We start from the raw sequence: 19,241 nt of genomic DNA on the forward strand, positions 1-19,241 counted from the left end.
ATCTCTTTTATTTCGCTAGGTTAAATGGGACTAGGCTTATTGCCCATTGGTTTAACATTCCAGTTTCAGCTCTCTTACCAACCCCAGCATTCTGGCTGAGGTGCAGAGGCTGACCGAAGGGTTTATCCAGGCAACCTGAAGGCTCTGGATTTCTGAACTTTTTAGAAAAGACATAATGAGTTGCAGGCCGGCAGTGTCCGCTTTGCTGATGGCCTGTCCATTAAGGTTGATTTCTGAGTGCTGTAAAGCTTTATCAAGAAGGGGAGACAGGCTCTCCAGAGTATGAATTAATACTTCTGAGGGAAAGTCGACAGTAAATATGGTGTTTTTGGTCATGGCGAGCTTCCTTTCTTCAGGTCTTAAGTTAGCTTTTAAGACCTGATCCCTAATCTATTGAGACCGGTTGAATCTGCACTCTTAATTATATTAGTCGCAAATTTATAAGAATGTGTTGATAGTGTTAATTAAAGAAGTCAAAGATAAGAAAATCAAACCAGTTACAGCTGTTTTTTCCTGCATTCCATTTCGGGTAAAAAAAAGCATAGCAGTAAAACAAGAAAACCGCAGACAATGCTGCGGTTTTTTTTTAAGCGGAGGAGCAGTAGAAAACTGCTGCCATAGAGATCAGAACTTATTCATCCAGGAACCCGCGCAGATGGTCTGAACGTGTCGGATGACGCAGTTTACGAAGAGCCTTAGCTTCAATTTGACGAATACGTTCGCGAGTGACATCAAACTGCTTGCCTACTTCCTCCAGCGTGTGGTCAGTATTCATTTCGATACCAAAGCGCATCCGCAATACTTTTGCCTCTCGACCTGTCAGTCCGGCAAGAACTTCGCGGGTTGCTTCGCGTAAACCTTCGCTGGTTGCGCAATCTGATGGCGAGTGAATAGTAACGTCTTCGATAAAGTCTCCTAGGCTGGAATCTTCATCGTCACCGATAGGCGTTTCCATCGAGATGGGTTCTTTAGCAATTTTAAGAACCTTTCGAACCTTGTCTTCCGGCATTTCCATACGCTCCGCCAGTTCCTCCGGCGTTGCTTCGCGGCCCATCTCCTGCAGCATTTGCCGTGAAATACGGTTCAACTTGTTGATGGTTTCTATCATATGTACCGGAATACGAATGGTACGTGCCTGATCGGCAATGGAACGGGTAATTGCCTGTCTGATCCACCAGGTTGCGTAAGTGGAGAACTTATATCCGCGGCGATATTCGAACTTGTCCACGGCCTTCATCAGACCAATATTTCCTTCCTGGATAAGATCCAGGAATTGTAAGCCTCGGTTTGTATATTTCTTTGCGATTGAGATAACCAGACGTAGGTTTGCTTCAACCATTTCTTTTTTAGCGCGTCTGGCGCGTGCTTCACCGATAGACATACGGCGGTTAATTTCTTTGATTTCCGCCAGGGTCAGACCGCTTTCTCTTTCCAGTTCGATCAGTTTACGCTGTGCTCTCAGCAGTTCTATCTTGGAGGCGGCCAGGCGAACGGCATAGGGAGCGCCTCTGGCACAGAGCTTCTCAACCCATTCATTGTTCATTTCGTTGCCGGGGAATTCCTTAATGAATTCCTTGCGAGGCATACCCCCACGTAGCGTACAAATACGCATAATGTCGCGTTCTTGAGTTCGCAGGCGGTTTACGGCATCACGGACTTTTCCGACAAGGGCTTCAAATTGACGGGGAATCAGCTTAATAGGAGCGAATAGCTCGCCTAGCTTTACCAGTTCTTCCTGGGCCTGCTTGTGGTCACGACCATACTTCTCAATGGCGAGTTCAGTGATCTCGTATTGAGCGGCGATTTCATCAAAGCGTTTACGTACTTCCTCTGGATCAGGACCGCGATTTTCATCTTCTTCATCGTCACCGCCTGCTTCATCATCCTCATCTTCATCAGTGATGATCGGCTTGGCTGGTGCGATTGTTATCTCATCATCAGGATCAATAAAACCGCTGAGTACGTCGGTCAGGCGGCCATCTTCTTCTAATGAGTCTGCATAGGCACCCAGAACCTGAGGTATTACGGTGGGATAGCATGCCAGTGCTGACATGACGTTCCGCAACCCTTCCTCTATTCGTTTTGCCAGTAGAATTTCACCTTCGCGAGTCAGAAGTTCTACGGTACCCATTTCACGCATGTACATGCGCACAGGATCGGTGGTACGACCAGCATCAGATTCGACCGATGCAAGCGCTGCCGCTGCTTCTTCAACTGCTGCTTCGTCGGCGGAGTCGCCCTCTGAAGTGATTAAAGAGTCGGTATCTGGCGCCTGTTCCGACACAGATATACCCATGTCGTTAATCATGCGAATGATATCTTCAACCTGATCGGGATCAGAGATATCTTCAGGCAGATGGTCGTTGACTTCGGCAAAAGTCAGGTAGCCTTGCTCCTTACCTCGCGCGATAAGCTCTTTTAAGCGAGACTGCTGCTTTGAAGTGTCTGACATAGAATTCCTATAGCCTGAGTGGAATAGTCAAAAAAATAGCCGCACATTATAGACGTAGATGAACGGGAATGCCATAGTATCAGGCAGCCTTCCATTACATGGATTCAATAAATGGATACATGTAGTTAATTAGGGAAGGGGAGTCCGATAACCTTTTAATAGCTTGTTCAATAACTGCTTCTCTTCGTCAGTTAATGGGGTCTGTTTTTTTCTTTTCAACAGGTAATCAAGTTTGGCTTCTTCAGCCTTCTTTTTTACCAATTGGTGCAGACAGTTGATAAGTTCAGATTCCAGACTGCTGCTGTCTTTAAACAATAGCTCCTGTTCGGTTATTTCGCGAAGTGTATTGTGATTGGGGTCTCCTTCCCAGTCCATCAGTATCAGCGCTGCGTTGGTCTCTGGCTCTTTTCTTAACTGCTCAATTAAGGCTTTAAGTAACAAAAGCTCTGGTTCTTTAGGCTCTGACAGTGCCTCCGTGGTTTCAAAATCAACTTTAAGCGCCAATTGAGGAAAATGCAGTAGCGTCTTGAGCGCTTTTGTTCCCAGGCTCGATGGCTTTAAGACTTCTTGGGGTCGGTAATTTAGTCTTTGATTCTTGCGCTTGAAGCTGGAGTTGGAATTAAAGTTGGCTTTGGAGTTAAAGCTGGATTTGGAGTTTTGAGTCCAGTTTCCAGAGCTGGGTGCTTCGTAATAGGCGTTGTCATTGTATGGATCACCCTCATAGGGGGAGCTGTTGTATAAATTTCCATCAAATGGGCTGTCATTATAGACAGTTTCATTGTGGGAGGCTGAATGATCCGGTGACGGATGGGGCGCTGCCTGCTGTCCTGTTGATGGCGCCACAGAGGAATGGTCAAAAAAATCACTGCTTAGCCCCGCCAGTTCTGACAGCTGCTGTTTCATTATTTGCTTAAAAACCTGACCGGGTATCTGTTCAATCAGCGGCATGGCCAGGGAGCTGAGCCGAGCTCGTCCTTCCCCCGAATGCAAATCAAGCCCTTCGGAGTGACTCTCAAAGAAGAAATCAGACAGAGGCTTGGCTTGGTTTATTCGCCGTTCAAACTCTTCGCTACCTTCTCTGCGGACCAGAGTATCCGGATCTTCTCCGTCGGGTAAAAACAGGAAGCGTGCCTGACGGCCATCTTCCATGATAGGAAGTGCGGTTTCGAGGGCTCGTTTGGCTGCCTTGCGGCCAGCATCGTCACCGTCAAAACAAAAAACCACCTCTGGTAGAAGTTTGTATAACCGGGTCAGATGGTGTTCGCTGGTCGCTGTACCGAGCGTGGCAACCGTGTTGTTGATGCCAAACTGAGCCAGTGACACGACATCCATATATCCTTCGACGATAAGGATTCTATTGAGCTCACGGTTTGCCTGGCGAGCCTGGTAGAGGCCGTATAGTTCTCTGTTTTTATGGAAAGTATCGGTTTCAGGGGAATTCAGGTATTTGGGTTTTTCATCTGTCAGAACACGTCCACCAAAAGCGATTACCCGGCCGCGCATGTCAACAATAGGAAAGATAATTCGGTCGCGAAAACGGTCATAACATTTGTTGTCTTCAGGTTTTAGAATGACTAACCCTGCGTCATCCAGATCTTCACGAGAAGCCTTTTGCTCATTAACGGCGCTGCTATCAGCTGATTGAGGTTGATCCAGATGCTTGATCAGATTATCCCAGCCTGGGGGAGCGTAGCCGATTAAAAACTGTTTGGCGATCTGCCCGCTGAGCCCTCGACCTTTCAGGTATGCTACAGCTTTAGCCCTTTCAGGATGACTTCGTAACTGCTGTTGGTAATAGTCTGCGCTACGCTTGAGGAGACTATAGGCTGTTTTAAGTTTTTGATTTTTTGGTTCTTGGCTGCTTGCTTCTTGAGGTATTTCAAGTCCCAGACGCTGGGCCAGTGAGGTGATGGCCTCGGGAAAATCGACACGATCATGTTCCATCACAAAGCCAATGGCATTGCCTCCAGCACCGCAGCCGAAGCAGTAGTAAAATTGTTTTTCTGGGTTAACGCTGAAAGAAGGGGTTTTTTCTTTATGGAAAGGGCATAGGCCGGAATAGTTTCGACCGGTTCTTTTAAGTGTGATTCTCTCTTCCACGACATCCGCAATATCAGTGCGATTGAGTAGGTCGTCGATAAAATCTTGTGGAATACGTCCCGCCATTGATGGTCCTGCGGATAGAGATTCTGAATTTGGAGAATACTTAAAGCTTAGCAGGCTGCGCCTTTAGGAGATAGTTGTCGCCTTGGCTGAGCGGTGAGTCATAGTCACCGTGGCGACATACGGTTCTCAGGAATTATGAAACTGCGGCTTGCAGCGTAAAGATTCTAGGCAGTCAGTACTTTATATAAACTAGTGGGCTTTTTTGTATAACCAAGTGAGTCTTTTTGCAGCTATGTATAACTATATTCTACAACTCATCGTTATTGTACAACCCATCGTTGAGCGTGCTTAAGCTAATCAAGAACAAAAAGAGACCTGCTCTGGGAATAGAGCTTATCCTGTTTTTGTTCCTGGTTGCTGCGTCAGGACTAGTAAGGCATCAAAATGTTGTCAGTAGCGGGTTAGCTCAACCGGGCTTTGATCTTTTTGCTGACAATTCCCATATCGGCGCGGCCCTGTATTTGAGGTTTCAGGATCCCCATAACGCTGCCCATGGCTTGCATTGAATCAGCGCCGGTTTTACTGACCGCTTGGTCGATCAGTTGGTCAATCTCTTGGTCTGTTAGCTGGGCAGGAAGGAACGATTTAATCACCTCCAGTTCTTTCCTCTCTACCTCAGATAGATCATCACGGCCTGCTGCATCAAATTGGGCGATAGAATCACGGCGCTGTTTCTGCATTTTATCCAGAATGGCCAGAATTCTTGTATCGTCCAGTTCTATGCGCTCATCAACCTCAATACGTTTGACCTCAGCTAGAATCAGACGCACAGCACCGAGGCGTTCCTTATCGCGGGCACGCATGGCTTCTTTTTGTGCTGCTTTGATCTTATCTTTCAAAGATTCATCGCTCATAGTCTGTTCCTGATGTGGTCAGTCGGCGGGGGAGCCGTGATTCAGTTCGTGTCAGTACTGCTATTAGTACAAGCGTACCTGACGACGATTTTCACGAGCCAGCTTCTTGGCGTGGCGCTTAACAGCTGCAGCAGCTTTGCGCTTGCGTACAGATGTTGGCTTCTCGTAAAACTCACGACGACGAACTTCTGCTAAAACACCGGCTTTTTCACAAGAACGCTTGAAGCGACGCAGAGCAATATCAAAAGGCTCGCTGTCACGGACTTTAACACTTGGCATCAAATTTACCCTGATTACCCTGATTGAAACAAAAAGGGTGGAGTTTTAAGTTTAGTGTCTGTGGTCAACGAAGACCACAGTCCCTAGTCTCGCTATGGAAACAGGGGCGCATATTTTAATCCCAGCACCCGTTGATTGTAAACAGTAAAAAGTAACCATCTGTTGGCGAGACTGGTATGATGCGCTTTTTCAATGGCTGTGAGTATTTATACTGTAGTGCCTTGTACGCAATTTTTTTGTGCAGGACCGAGAGCAGGTAAATATAAATATCGAGCTGGACATATAAAACTGAAGGTGCGGATGAGGTATTCGAGCATGCGGGTTCTGGGTATTGAAACCTCTTGTGATGAGACTGGAGTGGCGGTATACGATAACCAGCGGGGTTTGCTGGCGGATGCTCTTTACAGTCAGGTAGAAATGCACGCTGAATACGGTGGGGTCGTACCTGAGCTGGCATCACGGGACCATATTCGCAAATTAGTGCCATTAATTCGCCAGGTTATGTCAGAGTCGAATACTGACAAAGAGCAGCTGGATGCGATCGCTTATACGGCTGGTCCCGGTTTGGTTGGAGCGCTTATGGTTGGTGCTTCCGTTGCTCGCTCTCTGGGTTTTGCCTGGAAGGTTCCGGTGCTGGGAGTCCATCATATGGAAGGGCATTTGCTGGCACCCATGTTGGAGGAGAACCCGCCCGAGTTTCCATTTGTTGCGCTGTTGGTTTCCGGGGGGCACACTCAACTGATCCGGGTGGATGGAATTGGTTGTTATCAAATGCTGGGAGAGTCGTTGGATGATGCTGCCGGTGAAGCCTTTGATAAGGCAGCAAAAATGTTAGGTCTGGATTATCCGGGAGGACCTCGAATCGCGGCTCTTGCTGAAAAAGGCACCAGCGGACGGTTTCGATTTCCTCGTCCGATGACTGATCGTCCTGGCCTGGAGTTCAGCTTCAGTGGTTTAAAAACGTATACGCTGAATACGACCGAAAAACTACGTGAAGAGGGAACTCTGGATCAACAGGGTAAAGCCGATATCGCGTTAGCTTTCCAGGAAGCCGTGGTTGATACGTTGACTATTAAGTGTAAGCGGGCCTTGCAGCAAAGTGGCTTGAAACGTTTGGTTATCGCTGGCGGGGTAAGTGCCAACAGGCTTTTGCGGGAACGGCTTGAAACCATGATAAAGAAGGAGCGTGGGATTCTGTTCTATGCTCGGCCTGAATTCTGTACCGACAACGGCGCCATGATTGCTTATGCTGGCTGTCAGCGTTTGATGGCGGGGCAGCAGGATGATTTGTGTATTCATGCCCGGCCAAGGTGGCCAATGAGTGAACTGGACGCGCTGTCTGCAAAGGGGTAACAAATCCGGAGAAGACCTGGGGACTCAATGGCTGTAAAGCCTGTTAAGGTAAGAAAATGATTCAAGTTTGATAGTGATTAAAGTAAAACAGTGATGGGGACCTGCCCGGTGTGTTTGGTTTAGCGGGGTCAGCCCAGTCAGTTAAGATAAACTAAAGCTGATGTTCTGTACCTTTTACCAGGCTGATTAGGTTGGTTCGGTGTCGGAATATCAGTAGAAGGCAAATGAATCCGCAAACGGAAAGGTAGTCAGGGAGTAGCCAGTAGCAGAGCACAGGGGTTATCAGAGCTGTTGCTATAGCCGCTAAAGAGGAAATACGGAATATTGCCAGCACTGTCAGCCAGCAAAGTAGCTGAATAATGCCGAGCAGCAGATCAAATCCCAGAAAAACACCGAGTGCTGTAGCAACGCCTTTGCCCCCGCGAAACTGAAAAAACACCGGGAATAGATGCCCGATAAAAGCAGCCAGACCGACAAGGCCTATGCTAAGGGGCGATAGTGATAACTGAATGGCCAGAAGGACCGGTAGGTAGCCTTTGAGTGTGTCCCCGAACAGTGTGAGTATAGCGGCCAGCCGACTGCCTGTGCGTAGCATGTTGGTGGCACCCGGGTTACCGGATCCTTGCAGCCGAGGGTCGCCAAATCCCAGTAACCGACCAAACAGAATGGCACTGGATATCGAACCCAGCAGATAGGCGAGGGTGACAAGAATAAGGTCTGTTGACGCAAAGGTACTCAACATGGGACGCTGCCGGAAATGAAATGAGTCGCTTGCAGTGGATAATTGGTTGTAACAGATTGGTTAAGGTCAGTAAAGCATGAGAGTCATCACACTGTTTTATCACCTCTCTGGTTAATTTGTTTTGACCTGTCGTTTCTTAAAATATAACAGCAGGGGATTGGAGTTCTTTAGATGGATATTGTTTATATCAAAAGTCTGGAAGTGGAAACAGTGATAGGTATCTATGACTGGGAAAGAGAAATTCGGCAGACAGTCAATCTGGATCTGGAAATGGGGACCGATATCCGCAAAGCCGCCTCCAGTGAAGACATTGACAAAACCCTGAATTACAAAACAGTCACTGATCGTTTGATTGATTTTATTGAAGGAAGTGAGTTTCTTTTGGTTGAAACCATGGCTGAAGAAATCACTCAACTGGTGCTGAATGAGTTTCCAACACCTTGGGTTCGATTGCGTCTTGGGAAACCCGGAGCGATACCGACTGCTGCGGATGTCGGAGTCATTATAGAAAGAGGGACCAGAGGCTGATGGCGCGAGTTTACTTGAGCATTGGCAGTAATATTCAGCGCCAACACTATATTAGCCGTTGCCTTGACAGGCTATATGGTGAATTCGGAGAGTTGTTGATTTCCAGTATCTACGAAAGTGAAGCTGTGGGGTTTGATGCCGAGCCCTTCTTTAACCTGGTTACCGGTTTGGACACGGACCTGAGCTTGTCAGATCTGTATCGTCGATTAAGGGCAATTGAGCATGATAATGGTCGTGATATCAACGCCTTGAAGTTCAGTTCCAGGACGCTGGATATAGATATTCTGACTTACGATGATTACGTTGGAAGCTTTGAAGGAGGACGGCTTCCACGAGAAGATATCACTAAGAATGCATTTGTTCTTTGGCCAATGGCTGAGTTGGAACCGAACAGTCTGCATCCTGAGGAAAAGATCTCTTATCATCAACTCTGGCAGGCGTTCGATCGAAGCCAACAGGTGTTACGGCCGGTTCCATTTATTTGGCGGGGGCGTCAATTATCTGCACTTGCAGAGTCCTGATATAAGGTATTCAGGACTCCCTAAGGTGCGATGCCTGAACACTGTTGTGCCAGTAGTCTAGAGTTTCTTGATAAACTCAGCCATGGCTTCTACCGCTGAAGAGATATGTTGTTGTTCAGTGAATCCAGAAGCTTTTCGCGGTTTGAAACTGTGGTCTCCATCTTCTAAAAACTGGTAACAGACATCGGGAGATGTCGGGTAAGATTCAACTTCTTCGCGAGTCCCAAAGCTGTCACGCTCTCCTTGAATAATCAGTGTCGGTATTTGGATACTGTGCAGGTGCTCGCCGCGATAGCGTTCCGGTTTCCCTTGGGGGTGAAAAGGGAAACCCAGACAGATCACTCCATCAATGCCAAGATGTTTGCCTTGCTCAGCGGCTAGCAGGGAGGCAAAGCGCCCACCCATGGACTTTCCGCCAATAACTAATTTGATATCAGGCTTATTAACACCGCCTTGGGAGGGGTTGCTATTTTGCTTTGAATCCAAAAGTTCCTTGACCTGGGATTCGAATGCTTCAAGCAGCTTGGGCGCTCTATCCGGTGGGCGTCTTTTTCCTGTTTCCCGGGTTTTGAGCATATAGGGGAATTCAAACCGTATGACCCTGATACCCTTTTCGCCAAGTTGATGGGCGACTGATTCCATAAAGGAATGTTCCATTCCTGCACCAGCACCATGAGCGAATAAAAAATAGTAGCTGGAATCATCAGGGCCATTAAACAGATTGCTCTGTATCAAAAGGTTTGTTTGTCGGTCAATGGCTTGCAGGCGGCGATTACGCAGTTCTGTGCCAAGGGCTTTGCCTTTGAATCCTGCAGCGGCAATTTCCCTCGGTTGTATGGCTTCAATAATATCGCGAAGCTGCTGAAGAGCTTGCTCCTGGTTGAACGAATCTGTCCTGGAGCTCCACTTGGCAATGGCGCGGGCACAAATCAAAAACAGAGGGAGCCGTTGAGGTCGCCGTTGAATATCGAGTCCTTCATAAAGCCTGAGCTTTTCTTCAGTGCTCAGGGAGTTGATCTCTAACAGCTGATCGCAGCGCTGCTGTACAAGTAAGCAGAGTGCTTTGTATTCATTTGGAGCTTTTAGTCTTTCTAACATTGATTGCAGTATGGCCTGGTAACGGGGGATATCTTCTTTATCGATGTTATTCCCGTTGCCCCGGCTTTGGTCTTTATTCTGGCGGGCTTTTGCGGCGCTGTTTTTGTGTTGGTTGCTGTCTTCAATACTTTTTTTAATAAAGTAGCAGAGGGTGGCGAAGCGAGCCGTAGCTGTATCCGTTAGTTGGCAACTCCGTTTGAGCGCTGTTAATGCTTGTTCCCGAACAGGGGAGCTGAGGATTTGTTGGATTTCAGGGAATAGCTCAGCCAGTGCCTGAGACTGTTCCAAAACTAAAAAAAACCGCTCAGGAGAATTCTCTGTCAGGGCTCTCTCCAGTTCCGCCCAGACCCGCTCAGGGGTCAAATGTTTTAGCTCTCCGCTGCGGGCTATGCTGGCCATTAATTCAATTGTTTCTCGGGCGACCGAAAAACCAAGGTGTTTAAAACGAGCAGCAAATCGGGCAACCCGTAATACTCTTAGAGGATCTTCTGAGAAGGCTGGAGAAACATGTCGTAGCAGGCGGGCGGCCAGATCTTTTTGGCCTCCATAAGGGTCAAAGATATTGCCTTGCCTGTCTTCAGCCATGGCATTGATGGTCAGGTCCCGTCTTTGCAGATCTTGCTCAAGGGTGACTTCAGGACTTGCATAGAACTCAAAGCCTTTGTAGCCGTGGCCAGACTTTCGTTCTGTCCGGGCAAGGGCGTATTCTTCTTTGGTCTTTGGGTGCAGAAAAACCGGAAATTCCTTACCGACAGCCTGATAATTCAGCTTCAGCATCTGTTCCACGGTTGCTCCGACGACTACCCAGTCACGATCATAGACGGGGTAATTCAGCAATTTGTCCCGGACAGCGCCTCCTACCAAGAGGATATTCATTGACTGACTGCTCCGTTGTTCAGCTTTCCAGTGTCTCTGGATATTGCTGTTGCCAGGCTTCAAAGCCACCATCAAGGCTATATACCTGCTCAAAGCCTTTTTCATAGAGGAATTGAGCCGCAGGTTGGCTGCTGTTCCCATGGTAGCAGTACACAATTAGAGGCTGGTCTGGATCATTTTGCTCAACAAAGTCCTGAATATTGATGTTGGTAAGGTGCAGTGCGCCTGCAATATGGTTGCGTGCATAGCTATCTGGATCACGGATGTCTGCCAGGGTTGCACCTTCATCGATTAGTTTTTTCGCTGCGTCTGGCGGAATACGTTGAAACTGGGAGTTTTGCATCAGTGAATACTCAATCAATGTTCGTGGTATGGGTCAGGAAAACTTGTTGGGTCGCCTAGTAAGCCTTCGGCAATTTTGGAACCTTGGCTGCGTTAGTTCTGTAGTTGTGGCCTGTTTTAGCCACAATTATGGTAGCCACAGTCACATCAGACAACACCAAGGCTAATGCAAAGCAACAGGCGTTACCAGCTCAGGCGTAGCCGACACTGGCAATACGAAAGATTTTTCTGTCTTCCAGCCGCATTGCTGTCAGGGTGCCACCCCAGACACAACCGGTATCGAGAGCGTGGACGTTGTCAGTATTGGCTTTGCCTTCCAGGGATGCCCAATGACCGAATACGATCGCTTTTTTTTGTGTTTTTCTGTCAGGAAAACTGTACCAGGGGTGGAATCCATCCGGTGCTTTATCGGGGCCTGATTTTGCCTTGAATTCCAATTCTCCTTCAGCACTGCAAAAACGCATACGGGTAAAATAATTGGTAATGCAGCGTAACCGATCCCAGCCGGTCAGTGAGTCTTCCCAGCGACCGGGTTGATTGCCGTACATCTGATCGAAATAAAGTCCAGCATCATCGCTTCTGAGCACTTCTTCAACCTCGCGGGAGTAACTCTTAGCCTGCTTTAATGTCCAGATCGGTGGAATGCCTGCATGAACCATGGTGAATTTCAACTTCGAGTCATGGTGTAGCAAAGGTTGCTGGCGCAGCCAATCCAGCAAAGGCTCCCTGTCTGGAGCTGAAAGGATTTCATCCAAAGTGTCTTTTCGGCTGGGCTTTGCGCTACCGTTGGCGATTGCAAGCAAGTGCAAGTCGTGGTTTCCGAGTACGACTCTGATCTGACGGCCAAGGCCCTTTGCAAAGCGCAGGGTTTCCAGAGAGGCTGGGCCTCGGTTCACCAGGTCACCGGTTAACCACAATTGGTCGTCTTCAGTGAAACTGACAAGCTCCAGTAACGAGAGAAGTTCGTCAAGGCAACCTTGAACATCACCGACAGCGTAGGTGGCCATAATCAGTCTCGCAATTAGTGTAGAGCGTTTGGCAGTGCAAGAGTAAAGGCCTGGATTGGCGCTTCAAAATGGTCCCCTGATGCTGTACGCATACGGTAATGACCTGTCATGCTGCCGACTTCGGTTGCGATAACGGTTCCGCTGGTATAGGTGTAGCTTTCACCAGGACTGATGGTTGGCTGTTCTCCGATAACTCCCTGGCCCTCCACTTCCTGAATTTGCTGATCACCATCGGTAATTTGCCAATATCGGCTTAGAAGCTGCACCGATTCAGTGTCATTGTTGGTGATAGTAATCAAATAGGAAAACACATAACGCTTGTTGTCCGGATCTGACTGCTCGTCCAAATACTGGGTTTCTACGTCAATATTGACGGGATGTGATTGAATCAGGCCCATTCGCCTAAACTCTCCTTGGTTCTTGTTATGAACTTGGGTTGTTTTAATTAACTCGGATCGTTGCACTTAACTGGGATTATCTTGCTTAAACCCTGTATAGGCGTCAGCCAATTTGACAAAATCGCTGAGAGACAGTCGCTCAGGACGAATACCAGGGTCTATCTCCAGTGCTTCGATTTGCTCGGTTGGAAGTGTCTTTTTCAAGTTGTTGCGTAAGGTCTTACGGCGTTGACCAAAACTAATACGGACAATGCTGGCAAAGTCCTTAGTATCTCGTGCAGGGTGTGGCAATTCAGCGTAAGGGCTGAGTCTGACAATCGCTGAGTCTACTTTGGGCCTTGGATCAAACGCTTCCGGTGGTACTACAAACAGGTTGTCTACCTGGCAATAGTACTGCGCCATAATTCCCAGACGACCGTAGTTGTTTTCTCCGGGCTGGGCTGCCAGCCGCTGAACTACTTCCTTCTGGAGCATAAAGTGCATATCTTTAATAATGCCTGTATGTGCCAGTAGATGGAAAATTAGCGGTGTTGATATGTTGTAGGGCAGATTGCCAACGACTCTGAGCTGCTGAGGAGACTGCTCTGACTCCAACAGGCTGTTGAAGTCGAACTTAAGAGCATCACCCTCGTGGATGCGAAACTTGTCTTCGTAACTAAAAAAGCGTGTACGGAGAATGGGGATCAGATCCCGATCCAATTCAACAACATCCAATTCTCCAACAGCTTCCAACAGTTCCTCGGTAATAGCCCCCAATCCCGGGCCAATTTCAACAAGGTGCTGTCCTGGTTTCGGGGATATGCTTCGGATAATTCTGCGGATGATATGGCCATCCTGCAGAAAATTCTGGCCGAACCGTTTTCTGGCCTTATGAGTCAATGGATTACCTGCTGGTTTGTAATGCTGGTTAGTTGTGAAGCTAGTGCCGTTCTGTCTGGAGGGGCATTATATCACCTGAAAATCAATTGATCTGTAGTTCGAATAGGGTGGTCTTGATTGCCAAATGTTTATCGCGCTTTATTGATCCACCAGAATTGACCAAACAGCGTCTCAACTTCAGAAAAATATGATCCAGAAATGGACCGTCTTATCGGCTGGATAAAGGTGGCGAATTCTAACTGTTACTTAGCTGCCGCTTCAGCCATCTCTGCTGCATAGCTGATGGCTGTTTCCAGGCTACCGGTATCAGCTTTACCTGTGGCGGCTAAATCCAGAGCGGTACCATGATCTACCGAAGTTCGGATAATGGGTAATCCGAGAGTTATATTAACCGCACGCCCAAATCCTTTGTATTTAAGTACCGGTAGTCCCTGGTCATGATACATGGCCAGAACAGCGTCAGCATCTTTAAGAAGATGATCAGTGAACAGAGTGTCGGCAGGTAGAGGACCTGTAAGATTAAGTCCCTCTTCTCTTAACTGATTCAGGGTTGGTTCAATAATGTCTATTTCCTCTCGGCCAAGATGCCCATTTTCGCCAGCGTGTGGGTTTAATCCGCACACTAGAATTCTCGGGTTTTCGAGAGCGAAGTACTTTCTTAAATCCTGGTCGAGGATGCGGGCTATTGAGCTGATTCGTTCGGGTGTTATTGCTGCGGGAATCTGCGCTAAAGGCAGGTGAGTGGTTACTAAGGCCACACGTAGTCCCTCAGTTGCTAACATCATGACCACCTGAGGGCTACTGGTGTGTTCCTGCAGGTATTCAGTATGGCCGCTGAATTTGATACCGCTGTCGTTAATAATACCTTTATTCACCGGGGCGGTAACCAGCGCTGAGTAGCTTCCATCCAGGCAGCCATCCACCGCTGTCGTTAACGTATCGAGTACATAGCCGGCATTGGTGGAATTAAGATGCCCGGGGATTACCGGACTGCTTAGTGAGACAGGTGCCACGCAAAGCTCTTGAGGAGCAGAGCCGCGAGGAGGTTGATTGCTATCGAATTCCCGGAGAGTCAAGGGCAACCCCAGCTGCCCGGCTCGCTCTTTCATCAACTCGGGGTCTGCAATGATTACCAGCTCGTGGGGCTGTGATTGCTGAGCTATTTGTATACACAGGTCTGGTCCAATGCCTGCGGGTTCACCTGGAGTAACAGCAATTCGTAGTGATTTTTTCATCGTGATGATTGGACCATTGTCAGTGGGGGGAAAGCAGCAAATTAACGCAGCAGCTCCGTGATATACCCCCGTGTAAGTCGCCGTAGCGGCTAAGGGTCAAAGTTTGATTTCAATATAGGCCTGGGATTTTATTTCGCGCAGCCAGTTCGCCAGTTCTTCAGTGAACTTACGCTTGCGAATAGTTTCGCGAGCTTCATTTGCAAGAATACGCTCACCTAAATCTTCTTGCTTGCGCTCAAGAACCTGCAGGATATGCCAGCCAAACTGGCTTTTGAACACCGGGCTTATGCTGCCGATGGGAGTGTCATTCATGACGTTCTCAAATACCGGTACCATCTGCCCTGGTAGCGTCCAACCTAAGTCTCCGCCGAGACTCCCGCTACCTGAATCATCGCTGTGTTCTTTGGCTAATTGGGCAAAGTCTTCGCCGTCAATAATCCGCTTTCGCAAAGACCTAATGAATTCTTCACTTTCCTTATCATTTCGAATCTGATTGCTACTGATCAGGATGTGGCGCACTCGCGCCTGGTCAACCATTCGAACGCTTCCGCCCCTGCTGTCAACGACCTTGACGATCTGGAAAGCACCGCCCATTCTGAATGGTTGGGTTAACTGTCCTTTCTCTACATTCTTTAATGCATTACGAATTGCTTCCGGTAATTCTGATTGTTTTCGCCAACCGAGATCGCCCCCTTCCAAGGCTCTGGGGCTGCTGGAGACGGCGATAGAGGTCTCGGCAAAATCGGCCCCGGCTTCCAGAGACTTGTAGGTCTTATCTGCGACACGTTTAGCCGCAATTAACTGGTCTGCCGTCGGGCTGCTTGGAATTGGTATCATGATATGTGCCAAGTGAAGTTCTGACTGGGTTTTTTGCTGGCCCTGCTCTGAAGCCAGAAAGTTTTTGATTTCCTGATCAGATACTTTAATTCGGCTGTTGACGATTCGTTCCCTGACTTGCGTAATGATCATTTCCGTACGGATCTGATTTCTCACTTCCCGGTAAACCTGTCCTTCTGCCTCGAGCTGTTGTTTAAATTGGGCAAGCGTCAAGGCGTTGCTTTTAGCGATCTTTTCCATGGTTCGGTCAAGAGCTTGATCCGTGACCCTGATACCATTTTCTTCAGCACGAGCTATTTGTAACTGGTCGCCGATCAGTTTATCAAGTACCTGCTTCGCCAAGGTCTTATCATCGGGTAAGCGGGTGTTGCGGGCGATCAGCTGTTGCTTGATTGCCTCGGTCCGACGCCGTAGCTCAGACAGCATGATGATATCCTTGCCGACAACGGCAACGATGCGATCAAGAAACTGCTCTTCCGCTACCGCTGAATGAGTTGTTGGTAGCAGCAGGCCTGCACAAAGCAGTATGTTCGCGGCAAGGGAGAGCAACCGTTTATTGATCAGCAGTCGACTGGTAATGGGGGTGGACCTATTCATGATTTTCACGCTCTTCGAATCCGCTAATATCTTCCAGGAAGTTCTTTGCTTTCGGACCGGAGTCACCGGCAGCTCTTGTACCAAAGGTTCCCAGTCCCTTAAGAGTAAACTGCAAAAAAACGCCGTTGTTGTTTCGGTCCGATGTGTCGTCGTCTATCCAGGACCGATAAACAGTTCTGATTCGCCAGCAGCAGTTTTCATATTCAAGACCCAGAATCTTATCCAGTGACTCGCTGTTCTCAAAATCGTTCAGCCAGCGGCCCAGTATGCTCCAGCGCGCGTTAATGGGCCACATAAAGGAAATGTCGGTCTGCTCTATGCTGTCCCGGGTAAAGCGATAGTTAAAATTGAATTGATGATCAACGTCAGACCGATAGCTGAGTTTGACATTTCGCTGGGTGTTGTCCAGATCATCCTGATCCCACTCCCCGTCAACGGTAAAGCGAAGGTCCTTGCTAACGCGCCAGACGGCCTCTGCGGCAATATCTGAGGTACTATCAGTAAGAATCGGGTCACTTGAACTCAGTCGTACTTCCCTGTCTTCAAAATAAAATATCTGACCTACGCTGGCATGGAATAATTCCTGGCCGTTATCTTCAAGGAATCTTGTTGTTAGACCAAGCGTCAGTTGATTGGTATCCCCTATACGGTCCAAGCCGCTGAATCGGTTGTCTCGAAAGAGCTGGTTGTAGCTGAATGTCAGCTCGGAAGAGTCAAAATCAGGCAGTCCTGTTTGATCTTTATTGGGTACATAAAGGTAATAGATGCGAGGTTCCAGGGTATGGGTATAGGTCTTACCCTTATAGTCTGTATCCCGATCCAGGTAAAATCCGCTATCAACACTGAATAAAGGAAGTGTTCGACTGGGTGACTCTTCGTTGCCCGCAGGTTGGTTACTAAGCTGATAAGCAGTATGGGTCAGGCGCAGCTTGGGGCGTACATAAGCCCAGGGCCAGTTATATTCGGTACCTATGCTGGCGTCAAAATGGGCGCGACCGCCTGTGGTTGCATCGTTCCCGGTAAAGGCTGATGAGTCTCGTTCAAATTGGGTGTAGTCAGCAAAATAATTCAGATCAATATCATTGTCCAGAAAGCGGCTGCTGTTGCCTGAGTCGCTATCGGTGTTGTTCAGTTCAAAAATAGAACCCTCAATACTCTTTTGTCCGCTGAAGCGCAGTTGTGGCAACTTCTGGTAGGGTTTGCTGGCGGCTTCATCGACCGTCTGATAACTCTGAATCTTTGAATCGAATCGCCAGTCCCCTGCATCGTAGCTGAGAGCCGCTACCTGGTCCAAATGGGTATCTTTGGAAATATTCAGGCTGGTATCCAGTTCATCAAAATAGTCGTTGTCACTGACGGCGGTAAAATCAATAGTACTGCGCCATTTTTCTGCCGGACTGCCATTGTGATCAATACCCAGTAACCAACGATCTTCGTTGTTGCGCAGCTCATCGCCAGGCAATAGCGCCAGGTTAAGATCGAACTGACCAACGTCATGCAGATAGCGGAACTCGTTTTCCAGCATTAGGCCGCGGTTTTCAATATAGCGGGGGGTCAGTGTCAGGTCGTAATGAGGGGCCAGATCAAAATAATAAGGCGCAGCGAGATCAAATCCGTTGTCGTTTGAGTGGCCGATACTCGGTGTCAGGAATCCCGATTTCCGGCGATCGTCTATCGGAAAGTGAATATATGGCAGATAGACGATTGGTACACCCGAAATTTCTAAAGTTGCATTCTTGGCGACGCCGTAGCCTTCATTTTTATAGAGCACAATTTCACCGCCGTTAAGGGTCCAGCTGTCATTGCCCGGCTCACAGCGGGTGTACTGTCCTTCGGTGATGTAAGTGTCGCCATTATCGTGCTGGACAACGCGTGCCGCGCTGCCGCGCAGGTGTCTTTTTTGAAGGACAAACTGGGCATCTTCCAGAATCGTCTGGCCCTGAGCCTGGTCAAAAATAGCCTTATTGCCAAGAATCAAAGTTCCCGGCTGGCGAAATTGTACTGATCCCTGAAGTTCGGCTCGCTCATTTTCATGATCCAGATGAGCGACTTCTCCCCTGATTTGACTATTGCCTTTACGAAGGTAAACACTGCCTTCCAGAGTTGACATGTTACCGCCCTGGGTGCGGGTCTTGTCTGCCTTGACGTAAATGGGCTGTTCTTTGCCAATCAGCTCTTCTTCCGAGAACAACTGTGCAGGTTCAATATAAGCGCCAGTACAGTGAGTCGATGGGTCAGGCCCATCTGCAAATGCATACCAGTCCAGATAAGCGTAGTTGCCCGGCGCTGCATAGATGTTTTGTTCGTCCTGCAGGTTTTCATTGTCAGCCCATTGGCGATTAGCTTGAACTACATTGCTTTGGCATTCCCACTGATCACCCGCAGCCTGGCACTCATAAGCAGAAACCGATCGAGATGTGGTTGCAAACTCTGGCCCGTTGCGGTGAGGTAATTTCTGCTCGGAATCGCTAAACGAGGGAATAGGGGAAGGGCCACCAGTGCCTGTCTGAACTGTCTCTGAGGCAGCGGGTTTGGTTGTCGACTCTGGCGCAACTTTGTCCATGTTTTGCTGAGTGGTTGCTGAAGATTCAGAGCGGCTGGTTGAAATCTCTTGTTTTTCAGTTTTGGCTTCTATTGCAGATGCGGGAATGGTCTGGTCAGGATCGACACGGGATTTTTCCGCTGGCTGGGACTGGTCAGTCTTCTGCTCGCTTGCACCACATTCCCATTGCTGACCATCGTCAACCGATACGCAGTTCCAGAGCATGGGCTCATTTGCATCGGCGGCGAAGATCACCGGGGAAACCGGCAGGCACAGGGCGGTGAGACTGCCTAACATTAGCAATCGGTTTCGAGTCGTCAATCTATATCCCGTTGAAGTTTTAGACTGTGTCGAATTTGTATATTTAGTCGATAGCGGTTTCAGAATTTATAGCCGTTTTCAAGAAGCTCACCGAGCTTAGTTAAATATAAGAGCAGCGATGCTGCCATTTACGCTGCTGTTGCTCCTAAAGTAAGATGCGCATCTGGTCGCGAATGATATAGCATCCGGTGGCGCTAGGGCTAGCCCGAATGCA

At 48.3% G+C, this 19,241-nt stretch carries 17 protein-coding genes; 3 read left to right on the forward strand and 14 right to left on the reverse strand.

What is annotated here, in order from left to right:
- Positions 1-51: 51 nt before the first annotated feature.
- The 5 genes from BGP75_RS15465 to rpsU all read right to left on the reverse strand — a co-directional run bounded on the left by BGP75_RS15465 (position 52) and on the right by rpsU (position 5,751).
- Complete coding sequence (locus BGP75_RS15465) at positions 52-336, reverse strand: STAS domain-containing protein (protein WP_076719729.1); 285 nt, start codon at positions 334-336, stop codon at positions 52-54.
- A gap of 295 nt (positions 337-631) precedes the next feature.
- On the reverse strand, positions 632-2,452 hold the full coding sequence (gene rpoD / locus BGP75_RS15470; protein WP_076719730.1) for an RNA polymerase sigma factor RpoD: 1,821 nt from the start codon (positions 2,450-2,452) through the stop codon (positions 632-634).
- Between the two features lie 129 nt (positions 2,453-2,581).
- Positions 2,582-4,618 carry a DNA primase gene (dnaG, locus tag BGP75_RS15475; RefSeq protein ID WP_076719731.1) on the reverse strand — a complete coding sequence of 679 codons (2,037 nt, stop codon included), beginning with the start codon at positions 4,616-4,618 and terminating at the stop codon, positions 2,582-2,584.
- Positions 4,619-5,019: 401 nt separating this feature from the next.
- On the reverse strand, positions 5,020-5,472 hold the full coding sequence (locus BGP75_RS15480) for a GatB/YqeY domain-containing protein (RefSeq protein ID WP_076719732.1): 453 nt from the start codon (positions 5,470-5,472) through the stop codon (positions 5,020-5,022).
- 63 nt (positions 5,473-5,535) lie between these two features.
- Positions 5,536-5,751, reverse strand: coding sequence for a 30S ribosomal protein S21 (rpsU, locus tag BGP75_RS15485; RefSeq protein ID WP_076719733.1), 216 nt, complete (start codon positions 5,749-5,751; stop codon positions 5,536-5,538).
- Positions 5,752-6,066: 315 nt separating this feature from the next.
- Here rpsU and tsaD point away from each other — a divergent pair, with 315 nt between their 5' ends.
- Positions 6,067-7,104 carry a tRNA (adenosine(37)-N6)-threonylcarbamoyltransferase complex transferase subunit TsaD gene (gene tsaD, locus BGP75_RS15490; RefSeq protein WP_076719734.1) on the forward strand — a complete coding sequence of 346 codons (1,038 nt, stop codon included), beginning with the start codon at positions 6,067-6,069 and terminating at the stop codon, positions 7,102-7,104.
- Positions 7,105-7,255: 151 nt separating this feature from the next.
- Here the strand turns inward: tsaD and plsY are convergent, their stop codons facing one another.
- Positions 7,256-7,846: a glycerol-3-phosphate 1-O-acyltransferase PlsY gene (plsY, locus tag BGP75_RS15495; RefSeq protein ID WP_076719735.1), complete on the reverse strand. Its 591-nt coding sequence runs from the start codon at positions 7,844-7,846 to the stop codon at positions 7,256-7,258.
- 171 nt (positions 7,847-8,017) lie between these two features.
- Here plsY and folB point away from each other — a divergent pair, with 171 nt between their 5' ends.
- Together folB and folK are read left to right on the forward strand one after the other, a co-directional pair.
- On the forward strand, positions 8,018-8,374 hold the full coding sequence (gene folB, locus BGP75_RS15500; RefSeq protein WP_076719736.1) for a dihydroneopterin aldolase: 357 nt from the start codon (positions 8,018-8,020) through the stop codon (positions 8,372-8,374).
- Positions 8,374-8,895 carry a 2-amino-4-hydroxy-6-hydroxymethyldihydropteridine diphosphokinase gene (gene folK / locus BGP75_RS15505; RefSeq protein ID WP_076719737.1) on the forward strand — a complete coding sequence of 174 codons (522 nt, stop codon included), beginning with the start codon at positions 8,374-8,376 and terminating at the stop codon, positions 8,893-8,895. Before folB ends, folK begins: the two co-directional genes overlap by 1 nt.
- Before the next feature lie 57 nt (positions 8,896-8,952).
- Here the strand turns inward: folK and BGP75_RS27660 are convergent, their stop codons facing one another.
- The 8 genes from BGP75_RS27660 to BGP75_RS15545 form a co-directional block, all read right to left on the reverse strand.
- Positions 8,953-10,869, reverse strand: coding sequence for a multifunctional CCA addition/repair protein (locus BGP75_RS27660; protein ID WP_076719738.1), 1,917 nt, complete (start codon positions 10,867-10,869; stop codon positions 8,953-8,955).
- 19 nt (positions 10,870-10,888) lie between these two features.
- Entirely contained in the window at positions 10,889-11,212 is a 324-nt protein-coding gene (gene glpE / locus BGP75_RS15515) for a thiosulfate sulfurtransferase GlpE (RefSeq protein ID WP_076719739.1), read from the reverse strand.
- A gap of 190 nt (positions 11,213-11,402) precedes the next feature.
- On the reverse strand, positions 11,403-12,218 hold the full coding sequence (locus tag BGP75_RS15520) for a symmetrical bis(5'-nucleosyl)-tetraphosphatase (protein ID WP_076719740.1): 816 nt from the start codon (positions 12,216-12,218) through the stop codon (positions 11,403-11,405).
- Positions 12,219-12,232: 14 nt separating this feature from the next.
- Positions 12,233-12,616 (reverse strand): Co2+/Mg2+ efflux protein ApaG, encoded by a 384-nt coding sequence (gene apaG / locus BGP75_RS15525; RefSeq protein ID WP_076719741.1) that lies wholly within the window; start codon positions 12,614-12,616, stop codon positions 12,233-12,235.
- 66 nt (positions 12,617-12,682) lie between these two features.
- Complete coding sequence (rsmA, locus tag BGP75_RS15530; RefSeq protein ID WP_076719742.1) at positions 12,683-13,495, reverse strand: 16S rRNA (adenine(1518)-N(6)/adenine(1519)-N(6))-dimethyltransferase RsmA; 813 nt, start codon at positions 13,493-13,495, stop codon at positions 12,683-12,685.
- Between the two features lie 242 nt (positions 13,496-13,737).
- On the reverse strand, positions 13,738-14,730 hold the full coding sequence (pdxA, locus tag BGP75_RS15535) for a 4-hydroxythreonine-4-phosphate dehydrogenase PdxA (RefSeq protein WP_076719743.1): 993 nt from the start codon (positions 14,728-14,730) through the stop codon (positions 13,738-13,740).
- Between the two features lie 96 nt (positions 14,731-14,826).
- Positions 14,827-16,164 carry a peptidylprolyl isomerase gene (locus tag BGP75_RS15540; protein ID WP_076719744.1) on the reverse strand — a complete coding sequence of 446 codons (1,338 nt, stop codon included), beginning with the start codon at positions 16,162-16,164 and terminating at the stop codon, positions 14,827-14,829.
- Positions 16,157-19,027 carry an LPS-assembly protein LptD gene (locus tag BGP75_RS15545; protein ID WP_143821078.1) on the reverse strand — a complete coding sequence of 957 codons (2,871 nt, stop codon included), beginning with the start codon at positions 19,025-19,027 and terminating at the stop codon, positions 16,157-16,159. Before BGP75_RS15545 ends, BGP75_RS15540 begins: the two co-directional genes overlap by 8 nt.
- Positions 19,028-19,241: the final 214 nt, after the last annotated feature.

Origin of the sequence: Motiliproteus sp. MSK22-1, from assembly GCF_001968815.1 — a bacterium.
Lineage (GTDB): Bacteria > Pseudomonadota > Gammaproteobacteria > Pseudomonadales > Balneatricaceae > Motiliproteus.